We start from the raw sequence: 18,079 nt of genomic DNA on the forward strand, positions 1-18,079 counted from the left end.
AAAATCGCAACCAAGCCGATCGTTCCCACGCTCCGCGTGGGAATGCATACCGGGGCGCTCTGCGTCCCAAGGCGTGACGCAAAGCGTCACAAGAGGCATTCCCACGCAGAGCGTGGGAACGATCAAAACCAGTCGCGTGACATTCCGAAGCTGGAAAATCGCAACCAAGCCGATCGTTCCCACGCTCCGCGTGGGAATGCATACCGGGGCGCTCTGCGTCCCAAGGCGTGACGCGGAGCGTCACAAGAGGCATTCCCACGCAGAGCGTGGGAACGATCAAAACCAGTCGCGTGATATTACGAAGCTGGAAAATCGCAACCAAGCCGATCGTTCCCACGCTCCGCGTGGGAATGCATACCGGGGCGCTCTGCGTCCCAAGGCGTGACGCAAAGCGTCACAAGAGGCATTCCCACGCAGAGCGTGGGAACGATCAAACGCCAGGCCAAAAAAATGCCCCGGCCTTTCGACCGGGGCATTCTTATCCAGCGCCAACCTTAGTGATTGACCGCCCCGCTCGCCCCCAGGCCAGTCTGCGAACGCACAAACTGCGGGAAGAACAGCGCACGCTCCTTCTCTGCCGCCGCCGACTTGTCGGTGATGGAGAAGAACCAGATGCCGATGAACGCAATGATCATCGAGAACAGCGCCGGGTATTCATACGGGAAGATAGCTTTTTCATGGTGCAGGATCGAGACCCAGATGGTCGGGCCGAGAATCATCAGGCCGACAGCACTGACCAGTCCCAGCCAGCCGCCGATCATCGCGCCACGGGTCGTGAGCTTTTTCCAGTACATGGAAAGCAGCAGTACCGGGAAGTTACAGCTGGCAGCAATCGAGAACGCCAGGCCGACCATGAACGCAATGTTCTGGCTTTCGAACAGAATACCCAGGCCGATCGCCAAGACACCCAAGGCCACGGTGGTGATCTTCGACACGCGAATCTCATCTTTCTCGTTGGCCTTGCCCTTCCTGATCACGCTGGCATACAGGTCGTGTGACACCGCAGACGCACCGGCCAGGGTCAGGCCGGCAACCACCGCCAGGATGGTGGCGAAAGCCACGGCCGAGATGAAGCCCAGGAAGATACTGCCACCCACCGCATTGGCCAGGTGCACCGCCGCCATGTTATTGCCACCCAACAAGGCGCCTGCCGCATCCTTGAACGCCGGGTTGGTGCTGACCAGCAGGATCGCGCCGAAGCCGATGATAAAGGTCAGGATATAGAAGTAGCCGATGAAGCCCGTGGCATACAGCACGCTCTTACGCGCTTCCTTCGCGTCGCTGACGGTGAAGAAGCGCATCAGGATATGCGGCAGGCCGGCGGTCCCGAACATCAGGGCCAGGCCAAGGGAGAAGGCGGAGATCGGGTCTTTGACCAGGCCGCCGGGGCTCATGATCGCTTCACCTTTAGGGTGGACCTTGATCGCCTCGGAGAACAACGTATTGAAGTCGAAGTTGACGTGCTTCATCACCATCAGCGCCATGAACGAGGCACCGGACAGCAACAGCACCGCCTTGATGATCTGCACCCAAGTGGTCGCCAGCATGCCGCCGAACAGCACATACAGGCACATCAGGATACCCACCAGGATCACCGCAACGTGGTAATCCAGGCCGAACAGCAACTGGATCAACTTGCCCGCACCCACCATCTGCGCGATCAGGTAGAACGCGACCACCACCAGCGAGCCGCAGGCCGACAGGCTGCGGATCTGGGTTTGGCCCAGGCGATAGGACGCCACGTCGGCAAAGGTGTACTTGCCCAGGTTACGCAAGCGCTCGGCGATCAGGAACAGGATGATCGGCCAGCCCACGAGGAAGCCGATCGAGTAGATCAACCCGTCATAACCCGAGGCGTAGACCAGTGCGGAAATGCCCAGGAAGGACGCTGCCGACATGTAGTCACCGGCAATCGCCAGGCCATTCTGGAACCCGGTGATCTTGCCGCCGGCCGCATAGTAGTCGGCCGCCGACTTGTTGCGCTTGGACGCCCAGTAAGTGATGCACAGGGTCGCGCCGACAAAGGCGATAAACATCACGATCGCCGAGATGTTCAGCGGTTGTTTGTGCACTTCGCCGGTCAATGCATCCGCTGCCCAAACAGCTGGAGCCAACAGCGAAGCGCCGAATACTGCCAATAGACGCCGGATCATTGCGCAGCCTCCTTGAGAATCGCATTGTTCAGGTCGTCAAATTCGCCATTGGCCCGGCGCACATAAATGCCGGTCAGGATGAAAGCGGACACAATCAATCCAACGCCCAGGGGAATGCCCCACGTAATCGAGGAGCCAGGACTGATCTTGGCGCCCAGCACTTGTGGTCCATAGGCAATCAACAGGATGAAAGCGGAGTAAAGCCCAAGCATGATCGCCGAGAGAATCCAGGCGAATCTTTCCCTTTTTCTCACCAGCTCCTTGAAACGCGGGCTGTTTTGAATCGAGAGGTAAATGCTGTCGTTCATTGTTTTTATCCTCGCAGCACAGCTTTTTATTATTGGAACGTATCCACTGTATGCGGCTCTGGAACAGGTTCCAGACGACCTTAGTATTAGAGGGAGTGTAGCGAGGGTTTTCGAGGGTGCAGGAGGATTTGCAGAGGGGGATACCCCTGTGGGAAAGGGCAAGCGCCCTCCCACAAGGTTAAATCAGAGAATATTACTTAGCGGTCCACTCAGCGACGCGCTCAGGGTGCTTGGCCACCCAATCCTTGGCCGCGGCATCAGGCTTGGCACCCTCCTGGATCGCCAGCATGACTTCGCCGATTTCGTCCTTGGAGGCCCACTGGAATTTCTTCAGGAAGGCCGCGACTTCCGGCGCTTTCTTCTCCAGGCCCTTGCTGCCGATGCTGTTGACGGTTTCAGCAGCGCCATAAACGCCCTTTGGATCGTCCAGGAAGCGCAGTTTCCATTTGGCGAACATCCAGTGCGGCACCCAACCGGTGACGGCAATGGATTCCTGCTTGTCTTCGGCACGGGTCAGTTCGGCGATCATCGCCGCGCCCGAGCTGGCTTGCAGCTTATAGTCCAGACCGTATTGTTTGATGGCTTCGTCGGTCTTGAGCATCACGCCTGAACCGGCATCGATGCCGACGATCTTGTTCTTGAAGGTCGTATCAGTCTTGAGGTCTTCGATGGATTTGGCCTTGACGTACTCCGGCACGATCAGGCCGATCTTCGCATCCTTGAAGTTGGGGCCGTAGTCGACCACCTTGTCTTTGTTCTTGGCCCAATACTCACCGTGGGTCACAGGCAGCCACGCGGAGAGCATGGCGTCGAGCTTGCCGGTGGCGACGCCCTGCCACATGATCCCGGTGGCGACGGCTTGCAGTTTCACGTCGTAACCGAGTTTTTCCTTGATCACCTCTGCCGCCACATAGGTAGTGGCAACGCTGTCGGACCAACCGTCCACATAGCCGATGCTCAGGGTTTTGCTGTCGGCGCTGGCCAGTGTGGAGCTCATCGCAACTACCAGAGTGGCAGCTGCGCCCAAGAGTCGTCGCATCTTCATAATACTTCCCCGAAAGTGCTGCGCCCGACGGATGCCGGGCGACATCAACCTGTGTTGTTTTAGGGTGCGCCGCGCGCCCTTCACGCGCATCGATCCGGATGTTGCGGCATCAGTGGAGTGCTGACCTTGCGATAATCAACCTGCCGGGGTGTTCGACCTGCTCTGTCAGCGACCTTGTACGAGCAAGAAACGACATCACATAGCCAGTAGGACGCTTTGTCTTACCTGGCGTCAAAATCCCGCCCGAACTTTGCATGTCAAAATCATGCAGCCCACTGAAACGGGCTAAATCGGGGTAAGATGCGCGCCTTTGCTCCCCAGATAAGCTGACCATGCCCGCGACTGCCCGCTTTCCTGCCCTGCCCTACTTTTTCGCTTTGTTCCTCGGCTTGCTTGCCATCGTCGGCTATTGGTACGGCATCGGCCGGCCCGTGGTGCTGCCGGACGTCGCCAGCGCCACACACAAGATGCAGTGCGCGTCCTACACGCCCTTCGATAAAGACCAATCGCCCTTTGACCAGCCATTCAAGCTGCGCCCCGAGCGCATGGATGCCGACCTTGCGCTGCTGGCCACGCGCTTTGAATGCATCCGCACCTACACGATGTCCGGCCTGGAAGCGTTGCCGGACATGGCGCGTAAACACGGGCTGAAGTTAATGGCCGGCGCCTGGGTCAGCAGTGACCCGATTGCGACTGAAAAAGAAGTCGACGAACTGATTGCAGCCGCCAACGCCAACCCCGACGTGATCACCTCGGTGATCGTCGGCAACGAGGCCTTGTTGCGCAAGGAAGTCACGGCCAGGCAACTGGTCACGCTGATCCATAAAGTCAAAAGCCAGATCAAGCAGCCGGTCACCTATGCCGACGTCTGGGAATTCTGGCTGAAACACCCGGAAATCGCCCCGGCAGTGGACTTCCTGACCATTCACCTGCTGCCGTACTGGGAAGATGATCCTTCCGGCATCGACCAGGCTCTCAAGCATGTCGGTGATGTACGCCAGACCTTCGGCAACAAGTTCGCCCCTAAAGATGTACTGATCGGCGAAACCGGCTGGCCCAGCGAAGGCCGCCAGCGCGAAACGGCTGTGCCGAGCCGGGTCAACGAAGCCAGGTTCATGCGCGGTTTCGTGGCCATGGCCGAAGCCAATGGCTGGCGCTACAACTTGATCGAAGCCTTCGACCAGCCGTGGAAACGCGCCAGTGAAGGCGCCGTCGGGGGCTACTGGGGCTTGTTCGATGCCGATCGCCAGGACAAAGGCATCCTCGCCGGCCCGGTGAGCAATGTGCCGTACTGGCCGCTGTGGCTCGGCGTAGGTGGCCTCATCCTGCTGGGCAGCCTGACGCTGGGCGGGCGCGTTCGCAGCCCTCGCAGCGCCCTGGTGCTGCCATTGCTCGGTGCCGTCGCAGCCTGCTCCATCGGCACCTGGGCGGAACTGACCCGCGTGACCGCACGCTTCAATGATGAATGGGTATGGGCAGGCTTGCTGGTGGTGTTGAACCTGCTGGTGCTGGCCCACGCCGCCCTCGCCCTCAGCGCCCGTCAGGGCTGGCGCGGGCGAGCCTTCCACTGGCTTGAGCAGCGTGCCGGCTGGCTGATCGCAATCGCCGGGTTTGCAGGGGCGGTGATGATGCTGGCGCTGGTGTTCGATCCGCGTTATCGCAGCTTTCCGAGCGCGGCGCTGGTGCTGCCGGCCCTGGTGTATCTGGTACGCCCGGTGACCGGGCCGCGCCGGGAGATTGCCCTGCTGGCCTTCATCATCGGAGCCGGCATTGCGCCGCAGCTGTACCGCGAAGGGGTGTTGAACCAGCAGGCTTGGGGTTGGGCGGTGATCAGCGTGCTGATGGTTGCAGCTTTGTGGCGTTGCTTGCGGGTGCGCAAGGTCTGAAACCGCTATCGGGAGCAAGCCCCCTCCCACAGTGGACTTCATTGCCTCAGGCAAATGCGTTCAACTGTGGGAGGGGGCTTGCTCCCGATAAGGTCCTATCAAATACCGCGCGGCTTGCGGACCAACCGCAGCCCGGCAATCACCACCGCAAATACCGCAAACGTCGTGTTGTACAACGCCAACGCCGGTAACCCGAACACCATCCCCAACACCGCCAGCCCCCACCCCGCGCGACCCGGCACAAAGAACGCCAGCACCGACGCCACCAACGCCGCCCAACCCAGCACCTTGAAGTGAATCATCAACCCCAGGTTGGAGCGCAACTGGCATTCCCAGCGGCTGGCTTCATCGACGCAAATACCCACCCACCGGCCATCCTCCATGAAACCGTAGCGAGCGCCATAACTGGCGGCCAACCATAACGGCAGGGCAATAAGCAGCAGGATCAGCGGCAAACGACGAGACATGGGGCACTCCGATAGACAAAAACGGCGCCCAGCTTAATGCTCCGACGCCCATTGGCAAGGTACAAACATACAATTAGTGTTCAGCAGGGCCTGGCAAAGTGTATCGTCTGGCTGCTACACCCCCGATTCCTACGTTATTTTCCGATATTTCGTGCCGTGTGATGGCACTTCGGCGACAGGGCGGTGGTCATAGCCTGCGATCTTCATTCAGCACGTTTCCTCTTAGGGATTAAGTCATGCTCCGTTCCTTGCGCTGTGCGGCCCTGTTGGGCAGCCTATTTTTGAGTGCGTCAGCACTGGCGGTCGATATCGACCAAGCCACCTATGGCTACCCTTTGACCAACCCGTTTGAAGCGACCATCGCGACGACACCGCCCGACCTGCGGCCAAAGCTGCCGAGCAACGATGAGATCAACCAGTCCGACTACAGCCTGACCATGCGCCCGGAGCGTGAGTTCAGCCTCCCGGACAACTTCTGGGCCGTCAAGAAGCTCACCTACCGTATCGCCAAGCAAGACCGCGCCGCGCCGCTGATCTTCCTGATTGCCGGCACCGGCGCACGGTATGACAGCAGCCTCAACGAATACCTGAAAAAGCTCTACTACCAGGCCGGCTACCACGTGGTGCAGCTCTCCTCGCCCACCAGCTTCGACTTCATCGCGGCCGCCTCGCGCTTCGCCACCCCGGGCATCACCCAGGAAGACGCCGAAGACATGTACCGGGTGATGCAAGCGGTGCGCGCACAGAATGCGTCGCTGCCCGTCACTGACTACTACCTGTCCGGCTACAGCCTGGGCGCGCTGGACGCCGCATTCGTCAGCAAACTCGACGAAACCCGGCGCAGCTTCAACTTCAAGAAAGTGCTGTTGCTCAACCCGCCGGTCAACCTCTACACCTCGATCACCAACCTCGACAAACTGGTACAGACCGAGGTGAAGGGCATCAACAACACCACCACCTTCTATGAGCTGGTGCTGGGCAAGCTGACCCGCTACTTCCAGCAGAAGGGCTACATCGACCTCAACGACGCCCTGCTCTATGACTTCCAGCAATCCAAGCAACACCTGACCAACGAACAGATGGCCATGCTGATCGGCACCTCGTTCCGTTTCTCGGCGGCCGACATTGCGTTCACTTCGGACCTGATCAACCGTCGCGGCCTGATCACCCCGCCGAAATACCCCATCAGCGAAGGCACCAGCCTCACGCCCTTCCTCAGGCGTGCGCTGCAATGCGACTTCGATTGCTACCTGACCCAGCAGGTCATCCCGATGTGGCGCGCGCGCACCGACGGCGGCAGCCTGTTGCAACTGGTCGACCAGGTCAGCCTTTACGCCCTCAAGGACTACCTGCACAGCAGCCCGAAAATCGCGGTCATGCACAACGCCGACGACGTGATCCTCGGCCCTGGCGACCTCGGTTTCCTGCGTCAAACCTTCGGCGATCGCTTGACCGTCTACCCGCTGGGCGGCCACTGCGGCAACCTCAATTACCGCGTCAACTCCGACGCCATGCTGGAGTTCTTCCGTGGCTAAATATCTTTTGCTGCTCGCCGCCTTGATGTGCGCGGGCGTGGCCAACGCCGACAACAGCAAGGCCCACGAGCCGATCAAGGTTGACTCCGATGGCTTCAAGGAGCCGCTGTCCAAGCTCAAGTTCAACCCCGGCCTGGACCAGCGTGAGTTCGAACGTTCCTCGCTGACCGCGCTCAACGTCTACGACCCGCTGGAATCGTGGAACCGCCGCGTCTACCACTTCAACTACCGGTTTGACCAATGGGTGTTCCTGCCCGTGGTCGACGGTTATACCTACATCACTCCACGCTTCCTGCGTACCGGCGTGAGCAACTTCTTCAACAACCTGGGCGACGTGCCCAACCTGTTGAACAGCCTGCTGCAGCTCAAGGGCCACCGCTCCCTGGAAACCACCGGGCGCCTGCTGCTCAACACCACCATCGGCATCGCCGGCCTCTGGGACCCGGCCACCGCCATGGGCCTGCCACGCCAGAGCGAAGACTTCGGCCAGACCCTGGGCTTCTACGGCGTGCCCGGCGGCGCGTACCTGGTACTGCCGATCTTCGGCCCATCGAACCTGCGCGACACCACCGGTCTGATCGTCGACTACGGCGCCGAAACCGAGGTCAACTTCCTCAACGTGTCCAAGGTCAGCGAAAACCACCCGGAAATCTGGGCCCTGCGCGCAGTCGACAAGCGTTACCAGACCAGCTTCCGTTATGGGCAGATGAACTCGCCGTTCGAATACGAGAAGGTGCGGTACATCTATACGGAATCGCGCAAGTTGCAGATTGCCGAATAAACGCCCCCCCAAAAAAAGAGGCCATTGCATTGAATGGCCTTTTTTATTGCGGCTGAGATAAACCAGATTTTTCGACTCACCGGCGCCAAACCCAACGACACGCCAACAGCCCAAGCGAATGCGCATGGGCTCAGCATCAAGACTGACTATTTCAGTCGTAACACCCGCGCCGCAGGGCTGCGCAAGGATTCTTGAGCGTCGCGCAAGGCCGGTGCTACCATGCCCGACCGCCTGTCTTGGCAAGGAATCAACTGGTTTATGAGCAGCATTCGCGAGCGCAACAAAGAAAAGATCCTGCGGGCGGCCAGCGAGGAGTTCGCCGACAAAGGCTTCGCCGCGACCAAAACCAGTGACATCGCCGCCAAGGCCGGGCTGCCCAAGCCCAACGTCTATTACTACTTCAAGTCCAAGGACAACCTCTACCGCGAGGTGCTCGAAAGCATTATCGAGCCGATCCTGGCCGCTTCCACGCCGTTCAACCCGCAGGGTGCCCCCAAGGAAGTGTTGAGCAATTACATCCGCTCGAAAATCCGCATCTCCCGCGACCTGCCCTTTGCCTCCAAAGTGTTCGCCAGCGAAATCATGCACGGCGCGCCGCACCTCAGTGCCGACCAGGTCGAGCAGCTTAATGCCCAGGCCAAGCACAATATCGATTGCATCCAGAGCTGGGTGGAACGCGGCCTGATCGCAGCCATCGACCCCCATCACCTGATGTTCAGCATCTGGGCGGCGACGCAGACCTATGCGGACTTCGACTGGCAGATCTCGGCAGTGACCGGCAAGGCCAAGCTGGATGAAGCCGATTATGAGGCAGCGGCGCAGACGATTATCCGGTTAGTGCTCAAAGGCTGTGAGCTGGACTGATACACCGAGTGGCCTGTGCCCGTCGGGAGCAAGCCCCCTCCCACAATTTTTACTGTGCTCACAGTTAAATGTGGGAGGGGCTTGCTCCCGATGGGGCCCTCAAGTCAGGCTGACACGCCCGCGTCCGCCCACAACCCCAGCCCCTCGATCGCCGTGATCGCACACTGCTCGTCAATATCCGACGTATCCCCACTGATCCCGATCGCCCCCAGCACCAGCCCTGCCTGATCCCGAATCAACACGCCACCCGGCGCGGGCACCACGCTGCCCTGCCCCAGGCTGTTCAATGCCGCAATAAACGCCGGGCGCTGCTGGGCGTCCAGTGCCAACAAGCGAGACCCCTTGCCCAGTGCAATCGCCCCCCAAGCCTTGCCGATGGCGATCTGCGGGCGCAGCAGGCTGGCGCCGTCTTCGCGCTGCAATGTGATCAAGTGCCCGCCGCTGTCGAGCACCGCAATGGTCAGCGGAGCAGCCGAAATCGTGCGGCCTGCGGTAAGGGCCTGCCCGGCCAATTGGGTGGCGAGTTTCAAGGTTAAAGCGCTCATGGTGCCGTCCTTCTTTTGTTATTGGAAATACGGTGGAGGTCTGCTTGATCAGATGCTCGATCAAACAAATAGAACACAATGAAATAATTTTTTGTATACAATATTTGCAGACAAAGTCTCCACATGTCGGAAAAACCCCTTCCGACGAGCGTAAGGGCTGGTTCATGAAATGCATTGACCTGCGCTGCTCGCCGTGAATACACTTTGACCACTCACCACTTGTATACAATTACAAAACGCAAGAGGCACCAAAACCATGAGCAAAATGAGAGCAATCGAAGCCGCCGTTCTGGTGATGCGTCGTGAAGGCGTCAACACCGCCTTTGGTATCCCGGGTGCTGCGATCAACCCGTTGTATTCGGCCTTGCAGAAGGTCGGTGGCATCGATCACGTCCTCGCTCGCCACGTTGAAGGTGCCTCGCACATGGCCGAGGGCTACACCCGCACCAAGGCCGGGAATATCGGCGTGTGCATCGGCACATCGGGGCCGGCGGGTACCGACATGGTCACCGGCCTGTACAGCGCCTCGGCCGACTCGATCCCCATTCTCTGCATCACCGGCCAGGCACCCCGCGCCCGCCTGCACAAGGAAGACTTCCAGGCCGTCGACATCACCAGCATCGTCAAGCCGGTGACCAAGTGGGCTACCACCGTGCTGGAGCCCGGCCAAGTGCCCTATGCGTTCCAGAAAGCCTTTTATGAAATGCGCTCCGGCCGCCCCGGCCCGGTACTGATCGACCTGCCGTTCGACGTGCAGATGGCCGAGATCGAATTCGACATCGACGCCTACCAGCCATTGCCCCTGGCCAAACCCTTGGCCACCCGCGTGCAAGTGGAGAAAGCCTTGGCACTGCTGGACCAGGCCGAACGTCCACTGCTGGTCAGCGGCGGCGGCGTGATCAACGCCGACGCCAGCGAACTGCTGGTGGAGTTCGCCGAGCTGACGGGTATTCCCGTCATCCCTACCCTGATGGGCTGGGGCACCATTGCCGATGACCACCCGCTGATGGTCGGCATGGTCGGTCTGCAAACCTCGCACCGTTATGGCAACGCCACCCTGCTCAAGTCGGACGTGGTGCTGGGCATCGGCAACCGCTGGGCCAACCGTCATACCGGTTCGGTGGATGTCTACACCGAGGGCCGCCGGTTCATTCACGTCGACATCGAACCGACGCAGATCGGCCGCGTGTTCACCCCGGATCTGGGCATCGTCTCCGACGCGGGCAGCGCACTGACGATGTTCATTGAAGTGGCGCGCGAGTGGAAAGCCGCCGGCAAGCTCAAGGACCGCAGCGCCTGGTTGCATGACTGCCAGCAGCGCAAAGCCACCCTGCAGCGCAAGACCCACTTCGACAACGTGCCGGTCAAGCCGCAGCGGGTGTACGAAGAAATGAACCAGGTGTTCGGCAAAGACACCTGCTACGTCAGTACCATCGGCCTGTCGCAGATTGCCGGCGCGCAATTCCTGCACGTCTACAAACCCCGCCACTGGATCAACTGCGGTCAGGCCGGCCCCTTGGGCTGGACCATCCCGGCCGCGCTCGGCGTGGTCAAGGCGGACCCTAGCCGCAAGGTCGTGGCGCTGTCGGGCGACTATGACTTCCAGTTCATGATCGAAGAGTTGGCGGTGGGCGCGCAGTTCAAGCTGCCGTACATCCACGTGGTGGTGAACAACTCCTACCTCGGCTTGATCCGCCAGGCCCAGCGCGGTTTTGAAATGGACTACTGCGTGCAGTTGTCTTTCGACAACCTCAACGCGCCCGAACTCAACGGCTATGGCGTCGACCACGTAGCTGTCGCCGAGGGCCTGGGTTGCAAGGCACTGCGTGTGTTCGAACCCAGCCAGATCGCGCCGGCGTTGCGCCAGGCCGAGCAAATGATCGAAGAATTCAAGGTGCCGGTGATCGTTGAGATTATTCTGGAGCGGGTGACCAATATTTCCATGGGCACCGAGATCAACGCCGTCAACGAATTCGAAGATCTGGCCCTGGTCGGCAACGATGCGCCGACCGCCATTTCCCTGCTCGATTAAGGAGAACCTTATGCCGCGTTTTGCCGCCAACCTGTCCATGCTGTTTACCGAGCAGGACTTTCTTGCCCGCTTCAAAGCGGCCGCCGACGCCGGTTTCCAGGGGGTCGAGTATCTGTTTCCGTACGAGTTCAGCTCGGCCGAAATCAAGGCGCAACTCGACGCCCATGGCCTGACGCAAGTGCTGTTCAACCTGCCGGCCGGTGACTGGGCCAAGGGCGAGCGCGGCCTGGCCTGTCATCCGGACCGGGTCGAGGAATTCCGCGCCGGGGTCAAGCTGGCCATCGCCTACGCCCAGGTGCTGGGCAATGCCCAAATCAACTGCCTGGCGGGCATCCGGCCTGCCGGGGTAGATGATCAAACCCTGGAAACCACCTTCGTCGCCAACCTCAAGTATGCCGCCGACAAGCTGCAAGCGGCCGGCATCAAGCTGGTGATGGAGATGATCAATACCCGCGACATCCCAGGCTTCTACCTGAACAACACCGCCCAGGCCCTGTCGATCCGCGAGCAAGTGGGCAGTGACAATCTGTTCCTGCAATACGACATCTACCACATGCAAATCATGGAAGGCGACCTGGCCCGAACCATCGCGGCGCATCTGCAAGCGATCAATCACATCCAGCTGGCGGATAACCCCGGGCGCAATGAGCCGGGCACGGGGGAGATCAACTACCGCTTCCTGTTCGAACACTTGGACCGCATCGGTTACACGGGCTGGGTCGGCTGCGAATACAAGCCGCTGACCACCACCGAAGCGGGTTTGGGCTGGTTGAAAACCCACAACGCCATCTAATAAAAAGAGGATTGCTTCATGGCTAAGATCGGATTTATCGGCACCGGCATCATGGGCCAACCCATGGCCGCCAACCTGCAGAAAGCCGGGCACCAACTGTTTCTTTCCGAACACCACGGCAAGGCCCCGGCCGAGTTGATCGCAGCCGGCGCCGTGGCGTTGGCCAACCCGCAGCAGGTTGCCCAGGAAGCCGAGTTCATCATCGTGATGGTGCCCGACACCCCGCAGGTCGATGACGTCCTGTTTCGCAAAGACGGCGTCGCCGCAGGCTTGTCACCGAACAAAGTGGTGATCGACATGAGTTCGATCTCCCCTACCGCGACCAAAGCCTTCGCCGCGAAGATCAACGAGACTGGCGCGCAATACCTGGATGCGCCGGTGTCCGGTGGTGAAGTCGGCGCAAAAGCCGGCACCCTGAGCATCATGGTCGGCGGCGAGCCGCAGACGTTTGAACGCGCACTGCCGTTGTTCCAGAGCATGGGCAAGAACATCACCCTGGTGGGCGGCAATGGCGATGGCCAGACAGCCAAGGTCGCCAACCAGATCATCGTCGCGCTGAACATCCAAGCCGTGGCCGAAGCGCTGTTGTTCGCGTCGAAAAACGGCGCCGATCCGGCCAAGGTGCGTGAAGCGCTGATGGGCGGCTTTGCCTCGTCGAAGATCCTGGAAGTGCATGGCGAACGCATGATCAAGGGTACCTTCGATCCTGGTTTCCGTATCAACCTGCACCAGAAGGACCTGAACCTGGCCCTGGCGGGTGCCAAAGAGCTGGGGATCAACCTGCCGAACACCGCCGGCACCCAACAGGTATTCAGTACGTGCGCCGCAATCGGTGGCGGTAACTGGGACCATTCGGCGCTGATCAAGGGCCTGGAGCATATGGCGAATTTCTCGATTCGCGATCAGTAAATCCTGACCTGGAATGCGATCGATTGTGGGAGGGGGCTTGCTCCCGATAGCGGTGGATCAGTCAGCAAAGCGGTGAATGACACACCGCTATCGGGAGCAAGCCCCCTCCCACAGATTGATTGCATTTCAAGCTTGAAATGGTTGCACCTCTAATAACAAAAATTCCCGGGAGCCCGCTTATGTCGGTCGATCCGCAACACCTGCTTCGCGAGCTGTTTGCCACAGCCATCGAGGCCGCCCACCCCCGGCAAGTCCTGGAACCTTATCTGCCCGCCGACCGCAGCGGCCGGGTGATCGTGATCGGCGCCGGCAAAGCCGCGGCAGCCATGGCCTTGGTCGTCGAGAACTGCTGGCAGGGCGAAGTCACCGGCCTTGTGGTCACCCGCTACGGCCACGGCGCGCCGTGCAAGAAAATCGAAGTGGTCGAAGCCGCCCACCCCGTGCCCGATGCAGCGGGCCTGGCCGTGGCACAGCGTGTGCTGGGGCTGATCAGCGACCTGGGCGAAGACGATCGGGTGATCTTCCTGCTCTCCGGCGGCGGCTCTGCCTTGCTCGCCCTGCCCGCCGAAGGCATCACCCTAGCCGACAAGCAAGCCATCAACAAAGCCCTGCTCAAATCCGGCGCCACCATTGGCGAGATGAATTGCGTACGCAAGCACCTCTCAGCCATCAAAGGCGGCCGATTGGCGAAAGCGGCCTGGCCCGCGACGGTCTACACCTATGCGATTTCCGATGTGCCCGGTGACCAGGCCACGGTGATCGCCTCCGGCCCCACGGTGGGTGACCCCAGCACGTCGCAACAGGCCCTGGCGATCCTCAAGCGCTACGGCATCGACGCCCCCGCGTCGGTGCGCAACTGGTTGCAGGACCCGGCCTCGGAAACCGTCAAACCCGGCGACCCGGTGCTCGCGCGTAGCCACTTCCAATTGATCGCACGCCCCCAGCAATCCCTCGAAGCCGTGGCGGTCAAAGTTCGCCAAGCGGGGTTCAGCCCGCTGATCCTCGGTGACCTGGAAGGCGAAGCCCGCGACGTGGCCAAGGTACACGCCGGTATCGCCCGGCAGATCGTGCAACATGGCCAGCCGTTGGCCGCGCCGTGCGTGATCCTCTCCGGCGGTGAAACCACCGTCACCGTGCGCGGCAATGGCCGTGGCGGGCGCAATGCCGAATTCCTGCTGAGCCTCACCGACAGCCTCAAGGGCCTGCCCGGCGTGTACGCCCTGGCCGGCGACACGGATGGCATCGACGGCTCGGAAGACAATGCCGGCGCGATCATGACCCCCACCAGCTACGCCCGCGCCGAAGCCCTGGGCCTGTCGGCCAGCGACGAGCTGGACAACAACAACGGCTACGGCTATTTCGCCGCGCTCGACGGTCTGCTCGTCACCGAGCCGACCCGTACCAACGTCAATGACTTGCGCGCCATCCTGATCCTTGAGACTGCCCACCATGACGCCTGACAAGAAGGTCAAAATCCTCGCCACCCTGGGGCCGGCTACCGACGGTATCGACGATATCCGCGAACTGGTGGAAGCCGGAGTGAACATCTTCCGCCTCAACTTCAGCCATGGTGAGCACGCCGATCATGCCCAACGTTACCAGTGGATTCGCCAGGTGGAGCGCCAGTTGAATTACCCGCTGGGCATTCTCATGGACCTGCAGGGGCCAAAGTTGCGGGTCGGACGTTTTGCCGAGGGCAAGGTGCAACTGGTGCGCGGCCAGGCCCTGCGCCTGGACCTGGACCCGACGCCGGGCGACCAATGCCGGGTCAACCTGCCTCACCCGGAAATCATCGCAGCGCTGGAGCCGGGCATGGACCTGCTGCTGGACGACGGCAAGCTGCGCCTGCGGGTCATCACCAAGCACGCCGACGCCATCGACACGACCGTGCTCAATGGTGGCGAGTTGTCCGACCGCAAAGGCGTGAACGTCCCACAAGCCTTGCTGGAACTCAGCCCGCTGACCGCCAAGGACCGCCGCGACCTGAGCTTCGGCCTGGAGCTGGGCGTGGACTGGGTGGCGCTGTCCTTCGTGCAACGCCCGGAAGACATCCGCGAAGCCCGCGAGCTGATCGGCGACAAGGCGTTCCTGATGGCCAAGATCGAAAAACCGTCGGCCGTGCAGCGCCTGGCGGAAATCGCCGAATTGAGCGACGCGATCATGGTGGCCAGGGGCGACCTGGGGGTGGAAGTGCCGGCCGAGAGCGTGCCGCACATTCAGAAAGACATCATCCGTACCTGTCGCCAGTTGGGTAAACCGGTGGTGGTGGCCACGCAGATGCTCGAATCCATGCGCTTCTCGCCTGCGCCGACGCGCGCCGAAGTCACCGACGTGGCCAATGCGGTGGCTGAAGGGGCGGATGCGGTGATGCTGTCGGCGGAAACCGCCTCGGGCGATTACCCGCTGGAGGCCGTGCAGATGATGAGCAAGATCATCCGCCAGGTGGAAAACGGCCCGGACTACCAGACGCAACTGGACGTCAACCGACCCAAGGCGCAGGCCACGGTGTCCGACGCGATCAGCTGCGCCATCCGGCGCATCAGCAGCATCCTGCCGGTGGCGGTGCTGGTGAACTACAGCGAGTCGGGCAACTCCAGCCTGCGTGCGGCGCGGGAACGCCCGGTGGCGCCGATTCTCAACCTCACGCCGAACCTGTCCACGGCGCGGCGTTTGAGCGTGGCGTGGGGCGTGCATTCAGTGGTCAATGACCGGCTGCGGCAGGTGGATGAGGTGTGCTCCACGGCATTGGAGATCGCCCAGGCCCAAGGAATGGCGCAGCGTGGGGATACGTTGGTCATTACAGCGGGGGTGCCGTTTGGGCAGTTGGGGTCGACCAATTCCTTGCGGATTGAGACGTTGATTTAGCGCCTGTCAGGGCCTCATCGGGAGCAAGCCCCCTCCCACAACTGAATGCGTTCACAAATTTTAAGCTGTGAACACCATCAAGTGTGGGAGGGGGCTTGCTCCCGATTGGGGGCAACCCAATCCAACTGACTGACCACCATGCACAACCCAACCTGCCCCGACTGGGCCGAAGCCCTGCTCAACGGTTTCAGCCAGATCTTCCTGCAACGCCACCCGCTATGCGGCCTGCTGTGCCTGCTGGCCATTCTGATCGGCGCTCCGGCGCTGTTCGGCGGGGCGCTGCTGGGCGGTGTGGCGGGATTGCTGACCGCCCAGCGCCGAGGGTATCCGAAGGCTGAGCGGCAGGCCGGCCTCTATAGCTATAACGGCGTGCTGCTGGGGTTGTTGATCAGCCAGCACTGCGCCTGGTCGGCGTTACTGCCGCCACTGATCCTGGCGTGCGGCGGCTTGAGTGCGATCCTGACACGGCAATGGCTGCAACATGCCACCCAAGCGCAAGCCTTGCCCGCCTACACCGCGCCATTTGTCGGCCTTGGCTGGTTGCTGCTGGGCACGCTGCCTGATAGCCCCGTTGCCCTGAGCGAACCCGATGCAGTGGCCTTGCTCACCGCCCCCTTTACGGGGCTCGCGCAAGTCCTGTTGCTCGATCAACCGCTGGCCGGCGTATCGATTGCCCTGGGCCTGCTGCTGGCCAACCGCAGCGCCGCGTTATGGGCGTTGATCGGCGCCGGCAGCGGCGTGTGGGTCGGCTGGTTGCTGGATGACCCCACCGGCGCCCTGCTCGGCCTGCACAGCTACAACCCGGCACTCGCGGCCCTGGCGCTGAGCCAGTCCCATCGGCGCCCCTGGTTGCCGTTGCTCGGTATCCTGCTGGCGATTGCACTCACACCGGGTTTTGCCGCGCTGCACCTGCCGGCGCTGACCGCGCCGTTCATCCTCGCGTGCTGGCTGGTGCGCGCCAGCTGCCGGGTACTGCAGAAAACCCGCATGGACAGCCCCTTCGAATCCTCCTAGGCTGGCGCGATATTCGATTCAGGCGACTTCCATGGACAGCAACAACTGGCGTCAACGGCTGTATGTAATGGTCTTTCAGAGCGACACCGCGGCCGGGCGACGCTTCGACAGCACCCTGCTCTTGATCATCCTTGCCAGCCTGGTGATCGTGATCCTCGACAGTATCCAGGCGGTGCACGATAACTATGCCGACGTGCTGGCCTATATCGAATGGGGTTTCACCATCATCTTCGCCATCGAGTACGGGCTGCGCCTGTATTGCTCGCCCAAGCCGTTGCGCTATGCCTTCAGCTTCTACGGGCTGGTGGACTTGCTGGCCATCGTGCCGGGCATTCTGGCGCTGTACTACAGCGACGCCCAATACCTGCTGATCATCCGCATTATCCGCATGTTGCGTATATTCCGGGTGCTCAAGCTGGGCCCCTACCTCAAGCAGGCCAACTACCTGATGTCGGCGCTGCGGGGCAGCAAGCAGAAGATCGTGGTGTTCCTGGTCAGCGTGTGCACCCTGGTCACGGTGTTCGGCACCCTGATGTATGTGATCGAAGGCCCGGAGCACGGGTTTACCAGTATTCCCAAGGGCATTTACTGGGCGATCGTGACCCTGACCACCGTCGGCTTTGGCGATATCGTGCCCAAGACCCCGTTGGGCCAGGTGATTTCGTCGCTGGTGATGATCACCGGTTACTCGATCATCGCCGTGCCGACCGGGATCTTCACTGCGGAACTGGCCAACGCCATGCGCGGTGAGCAACTGCAAACGGATTGCCCGGTGTGCAAGAAAAACAGCCACGAAGCCAATGCCGCATTTTGCTCCCGATGCGGTAATGCACTGTTTAAGAAAGTGGAATAAGCAAAGTTCGTTTTAATCTTTAAGCGACT

At 61.0% G+C, this 18,079-nt stretch carries 17 protein-coding genes; 12 read left to right on the plus strand and 5 right to left on the minus strand.

Going from position 1 to position 18,079, the window contains the following annotated elements; genetic code table 11:
* Window positions 1–494: 494 nt before the first annotated feature.
* The 3 genes from JBE38_RS26195 to JBE38_RS26205 all read right to left on the minus strand — a co-directional run bounded on the left by JBE38_RS26195 (window position 495) and on the right by JBE38_RS26205 (window position 3,506).
* Window positions 495–2,153 (minus strand): cation acetate symporter, encoded by a 1,659-nt coding sequence (locus JBE38_RS26195; protein WP_060754522.1) that lies wholly within the window; start codon window positions 2,151–2,153, stop codon window positions 495–497.
* Complete coding sequence (locus tag JBE38_RS26200; RefSeq protein ID WP_003190001.1) at window positions 2,150–2,461, minus strand: DUF485 domain-containing protein; 312 nt, start codon at window positions 2,459–2,461, stop codon at window positions 2,150–2,152. Before JBE38_RS26200 ends, JBE38_RS26195 begins: the two co-directional genes overlap by 4 nt.
* Window positions 2,462–2,654: 193 nt before the next feature.
* Window positions 2,655–3,506 carry a glycine betaine ABC transporter substrate-binding protein gene (locus JBE38_RS26205; protein ID WP_205345470.1) on the minus strand — a complete coding sequence of 284 codons (852 nt, stop codon included), beginning with the start codon at window positions 3,504–3,506 and terminating at the stop codon, window positions 2,655–2,657.
* Window positions 3,507–3,838: 332 nt separating this feature from the next.
* Between JBE38_RS26205 and JBE38_RS26210 the strand changes: the two genes are divergently transcribed.
* The gene (locus JBE38_RS26210) at window positions 3,839–5,392 is read left to right on the plus strand and encodes a glycoside hydrolase family 17 protein (protein WP_205345471.1); all 1,554 of its coding nucleotides are present in this window, start codon (window positions 3,839–3,841) and stop codon (window positions 5,390–5,392) included.
* Window positions 5,393–5,490: 98 nt separating this feature from the next.
* Here JBE38_RS26210 and JBE38_RS26215 read toward each other — a convergent pair whose 3' ends face one another.
* Window positions 5,491–5,859, minus strand: coding sequence for a hypothetical protein (locus JBE38_RS26215; protein WP_205345472.1), 369 nt, complete (start codon window positions 5,857–5,859; stop codon window positions 5,491–5,493).
* A 236-nt stretch (window positions 5,860–6,095) separates the two neighbouring features.
* Between JBE38_RS26215 and JBE38_RS26220 the strand changes: the two genes are divergently transcribed.
* The 4 genes from JBE38_RS26220 (at window position 6,096) to JBE38_RS26235 (ending at window position 9,039) form a co-directional block, all read left to right on the plus strand.
* Complete coding sequence (locus JBE38_RS26220) at window positions 6,096–7,394, plus strand: serine/threonine protein kinase (RefSeq protein ID WP_205345473.1); 1,299 nt, start codon at window positions 6,096–6,098, stop codon at window positions 7,392–7,394.
* Window positions 7,387–8,175: an MlaA family lipoprotein gene (locus tag JBE38_RS26225; protein WP_060754527.1), complete on the plus strand. Its 789-nt coding sequence runs from the start codon at window positions 7,387–7,389 to the stop codon at window positions 8,173–8,175. The genes JBE38_RS26220 and JBE38_RS26225 overlap by 8 nt, the downstream gene beginning before the upstream one ends.
* Window positions 8,176–8,208: 33 nt before the next feature.
* Entirely contained in the window at window positions 8,209–8,370 is a 162-nt protein-coding gene (locus tag JBE38_RS26230; protein WP_159438925.1) for a hypothetical protein, read from the plus strand.
* A 63-nt stretch (window positions 8,371–8,433) separates the two neighbouring features.
* Window positions 8,434–9,039, plus strand: a complete 606-nt coding sequence (locus tag JBE38_RS26235) for a TetR/AcrR family transcriptional regulator (RefSeq protein ID WP_060754529.1) — start codon at window positions 8,434–8,436, stop codon at window positions 9,037–9,039.
* A 104-nt stretch (window positions 9,040–9,143) separates the two neighbouring features.
* Here JBE38_RS26235 and JBE38_RS26240 read toward each other — a convergent pair whose 3' ends face one another.
* Window positions 9,144–9,584, minus strand: coding sequence for a GlcG/HbpS family heme-binding protein (locus JBE38_RS26240; RefSeq protein ID WP_060754530.1), 441 nt, complete (start codon window positions 9,582–9,584; stop codon window positions 9,144–9,146).
* Between the two features lie 256 nt (window positions 9,585–9,840).
* Between JBE38_RS26240 and gcl the strand changes: the two genes are divergently transcribed.
* The 7 genes from gcl (at window position 9,841) to JBE38_RS26275 (ending at window position 18,050) form a co-directional block, all read left to right on the plus strand.
* Entirely contained in the window at window positions 9,841–11,616 is a 1,776-nt protein-coding gene (gene gcl, locus JBE38_RS26245) for a glyoxylate carboligase (RefSeq protein WP_090365967.1), read from the plus strand.
* 10 nt (window positions 11,617–11,626) lie between these two features.
* Complete coding sequence (hyi, locus tag JBE38_RS26250) at window positions 11,627–12,409, plus strand: hydroxypyruvate isomerase (protein WP_205345474.1); 783 nt, start codon at window positions 11,627–11,629, stop codon at window positions 12,407–12,409.
* Window positions 12,410–12,427: 18 nt separating this feature from the next.
* Entirely contained in the window at window positions 12,428–13,318 is an 891-nt protein-coding gene (locus tag JBE38_RS26255; protein ID WP_060754533.1) for a 2-hydroxy-3-oxopropionate reductase, read from the plus strand.
* Window positions 13,319–13,497: 179 nt separating this feature from the next.
* Window positions 13,498–14,778: a glycerate kinase type-2 family protein gene (locus JBE38_RS26260; RefSeq protein WP_205345475.1), complete on the plus strand. Its 1,281-nt coding sequence runs from the start codon at window positions 13,498–13,500 to the stop codon at window positions 14,776–14,778.
* Window positions 14,768–16,183, plus strand: coding sequence for a pyruvate kinase (gene pyk / locus JBE38_RS26265; RefSeq protein WP_090365973.1), 1,416 nt, complete (start codon window positions 14,768–14,770; stop codon window positions 16,181–16,183). The genes JBE38_RS26260 and pyk overlap by 11 nt, the downstream gene beginning before the upstream one ends.
* A 138-nt stretch (window positions 16,184–16,321) precedes the next feature.
* Complete coding sequence (locus JBE38_RS26270) at window positions 16,322–17,197, plus strand: urea transporter (RefSeq protein WP_205345476.1); 876 nt, start codon at window positions 16,322–16,324, stop codon at window positions 17,195–17,197.
* Between the two features lie 31 nt (window positions 17,198–17,228).
* Window positions 17,229–18,050: an ion transporter gene (locus tag JBE38_RS26275; RefSeq protein ID WP_090365976.1), complete on the plus strand. Its 822-nt coding sequence runs from the start codon at window positions 17,229–17,231 to the stop codon at window positions 18,048–18,050.
* The last annotated feature ends 29 nt before the right edge of the window (window positions 18,051–18,079 follow it).

The organism is Pseudomonas sp. ICBG1301 (genome assembly GCF_016918385.1).
In the GTDB taxonomy this organism is placed as follows: Bacteria; Pseudomonadota; Gammaproteobacteria; order Pseudomonadales; family Pseudomonadaceae; genus Aquipseudomonas; species Aquipseudomonas palleroniana.

Excerpts from the sequence above, each read along its gene's own strand:
- JBE38_RS26195 (WP_060754522.1), bottom strand. The coding sequence starts at position 2,153 with ATGATCCGGCGTCTATTGGCAGTATTCGGCGCTTCGCTGTTGGCTCCA.
- JBE38_RS26200 (WP_003190001.1), bottom strand. The coding sequence starts at position 2,461 with ATGAACGACAGCATTTACCTCTCGATTCAAAACAGCCCGCGTTTCAAG.
- JBE38_RS26205 (WP_205345470.1), bottom strand. The coding sequence starts at position 3,506 with ATGAAGATGCGACGACTCTTGGGCGCAGCTGCCACTCTGGTAGTTGCG.
- JBE38_RS26210 (WP_205345471.1), top strand. The coding sequence starts at position 3,839 with ATGCCCGCGACTGCCCGCTTTCCTGCCCTGCCCTACTTTTTCGCTTTG.
- JBE38_RS26215 (WP_205345472.1), bottom strand. The coding sequence starts at position 5,859 with ATGTCTCGTCGTTTGCCGCTGATCCTGCTGCTTATTGCCCTGCCGTTA.
- JBE38_RS26220 (WP_205345473.1), top strand. The coding sequence starts at position 6,096 with ATGCTCCGTTCCTTGCGCTGTGCGGCCCTGTTGGGCAGCCTATTTTTG.
- JBE38_RS26230 (WP_159438925.1), top strand. The coding sequence starts at position 8,209 with ATGGCCTTTTTTATTGCGGCTGAGATAAACCAGATTTTTCGACTCACC.
- JBE38_RS26235 (WP_060754529.1), top strand. The coding sequence starts at position 8,434 with ATGAGCAGCATTCGCGAGCGCAACAAAGAAAAGATCCTGCGGGCGGCC.
- JBE38_RS26240 (WP_060754530.1), bottom strand. The coding sequence starts at position 9,584 with ATGAGCGCTTTAACCTTGAAACTCGCCACCCAATTGGCCGGGCAGGCC.
- gcl (WP_090365967.1), top strand. The coding sequence starts at position 9,841 with ATGAGCAAAATGAGAGCAATCGAAGCCGCCGTTCTGGTGATGCGTCGT.
- hyi (WP_205345474.1), top strand. The coding sequence starts at position 11,627 with ATGCCGCGTTTTGCCGCCAACCTGTCCATGCTGTTTACCGAGCAGGAC.
- JBE38_RS26255 (WP_060754533.1), top strand. The coding sequence starts at position 12,428 with ATGGCTAAGATCGGATTTATCGGCACCGGCATCATGGGCCAACCCATG.
- JBE38_RS26260 (WP_205345475.1), top strand. The coding sequence starts at position 13,498 with ATGTCGGTCGATCCGCAACACCTGCTTCGCGAGCTGTTTGCCACAGCC.
- pyk (WP_090365973.1), top strand. The coding sequence starts at position 14,768 with ATGACGCCTGACAAGAAGGTCAAAATCCTCGCCACCCTGGGGCCGGCT.
- JBE38_RS26270 (WP_205345476.1), top strand. The coding sequence starts at position 16,322 with ATGCACAACCCAACCTGCCCCGACTGGGCCGAAGCCCTGCTCAACGGT.
- JBE38_RS26275 (WP_090365976.1), top strand. The coding sequence starts at position 17,229 with ATGGACAGCAACAACTGGCGTCAACGGCTGTATGTAATGGTCTTTCAG.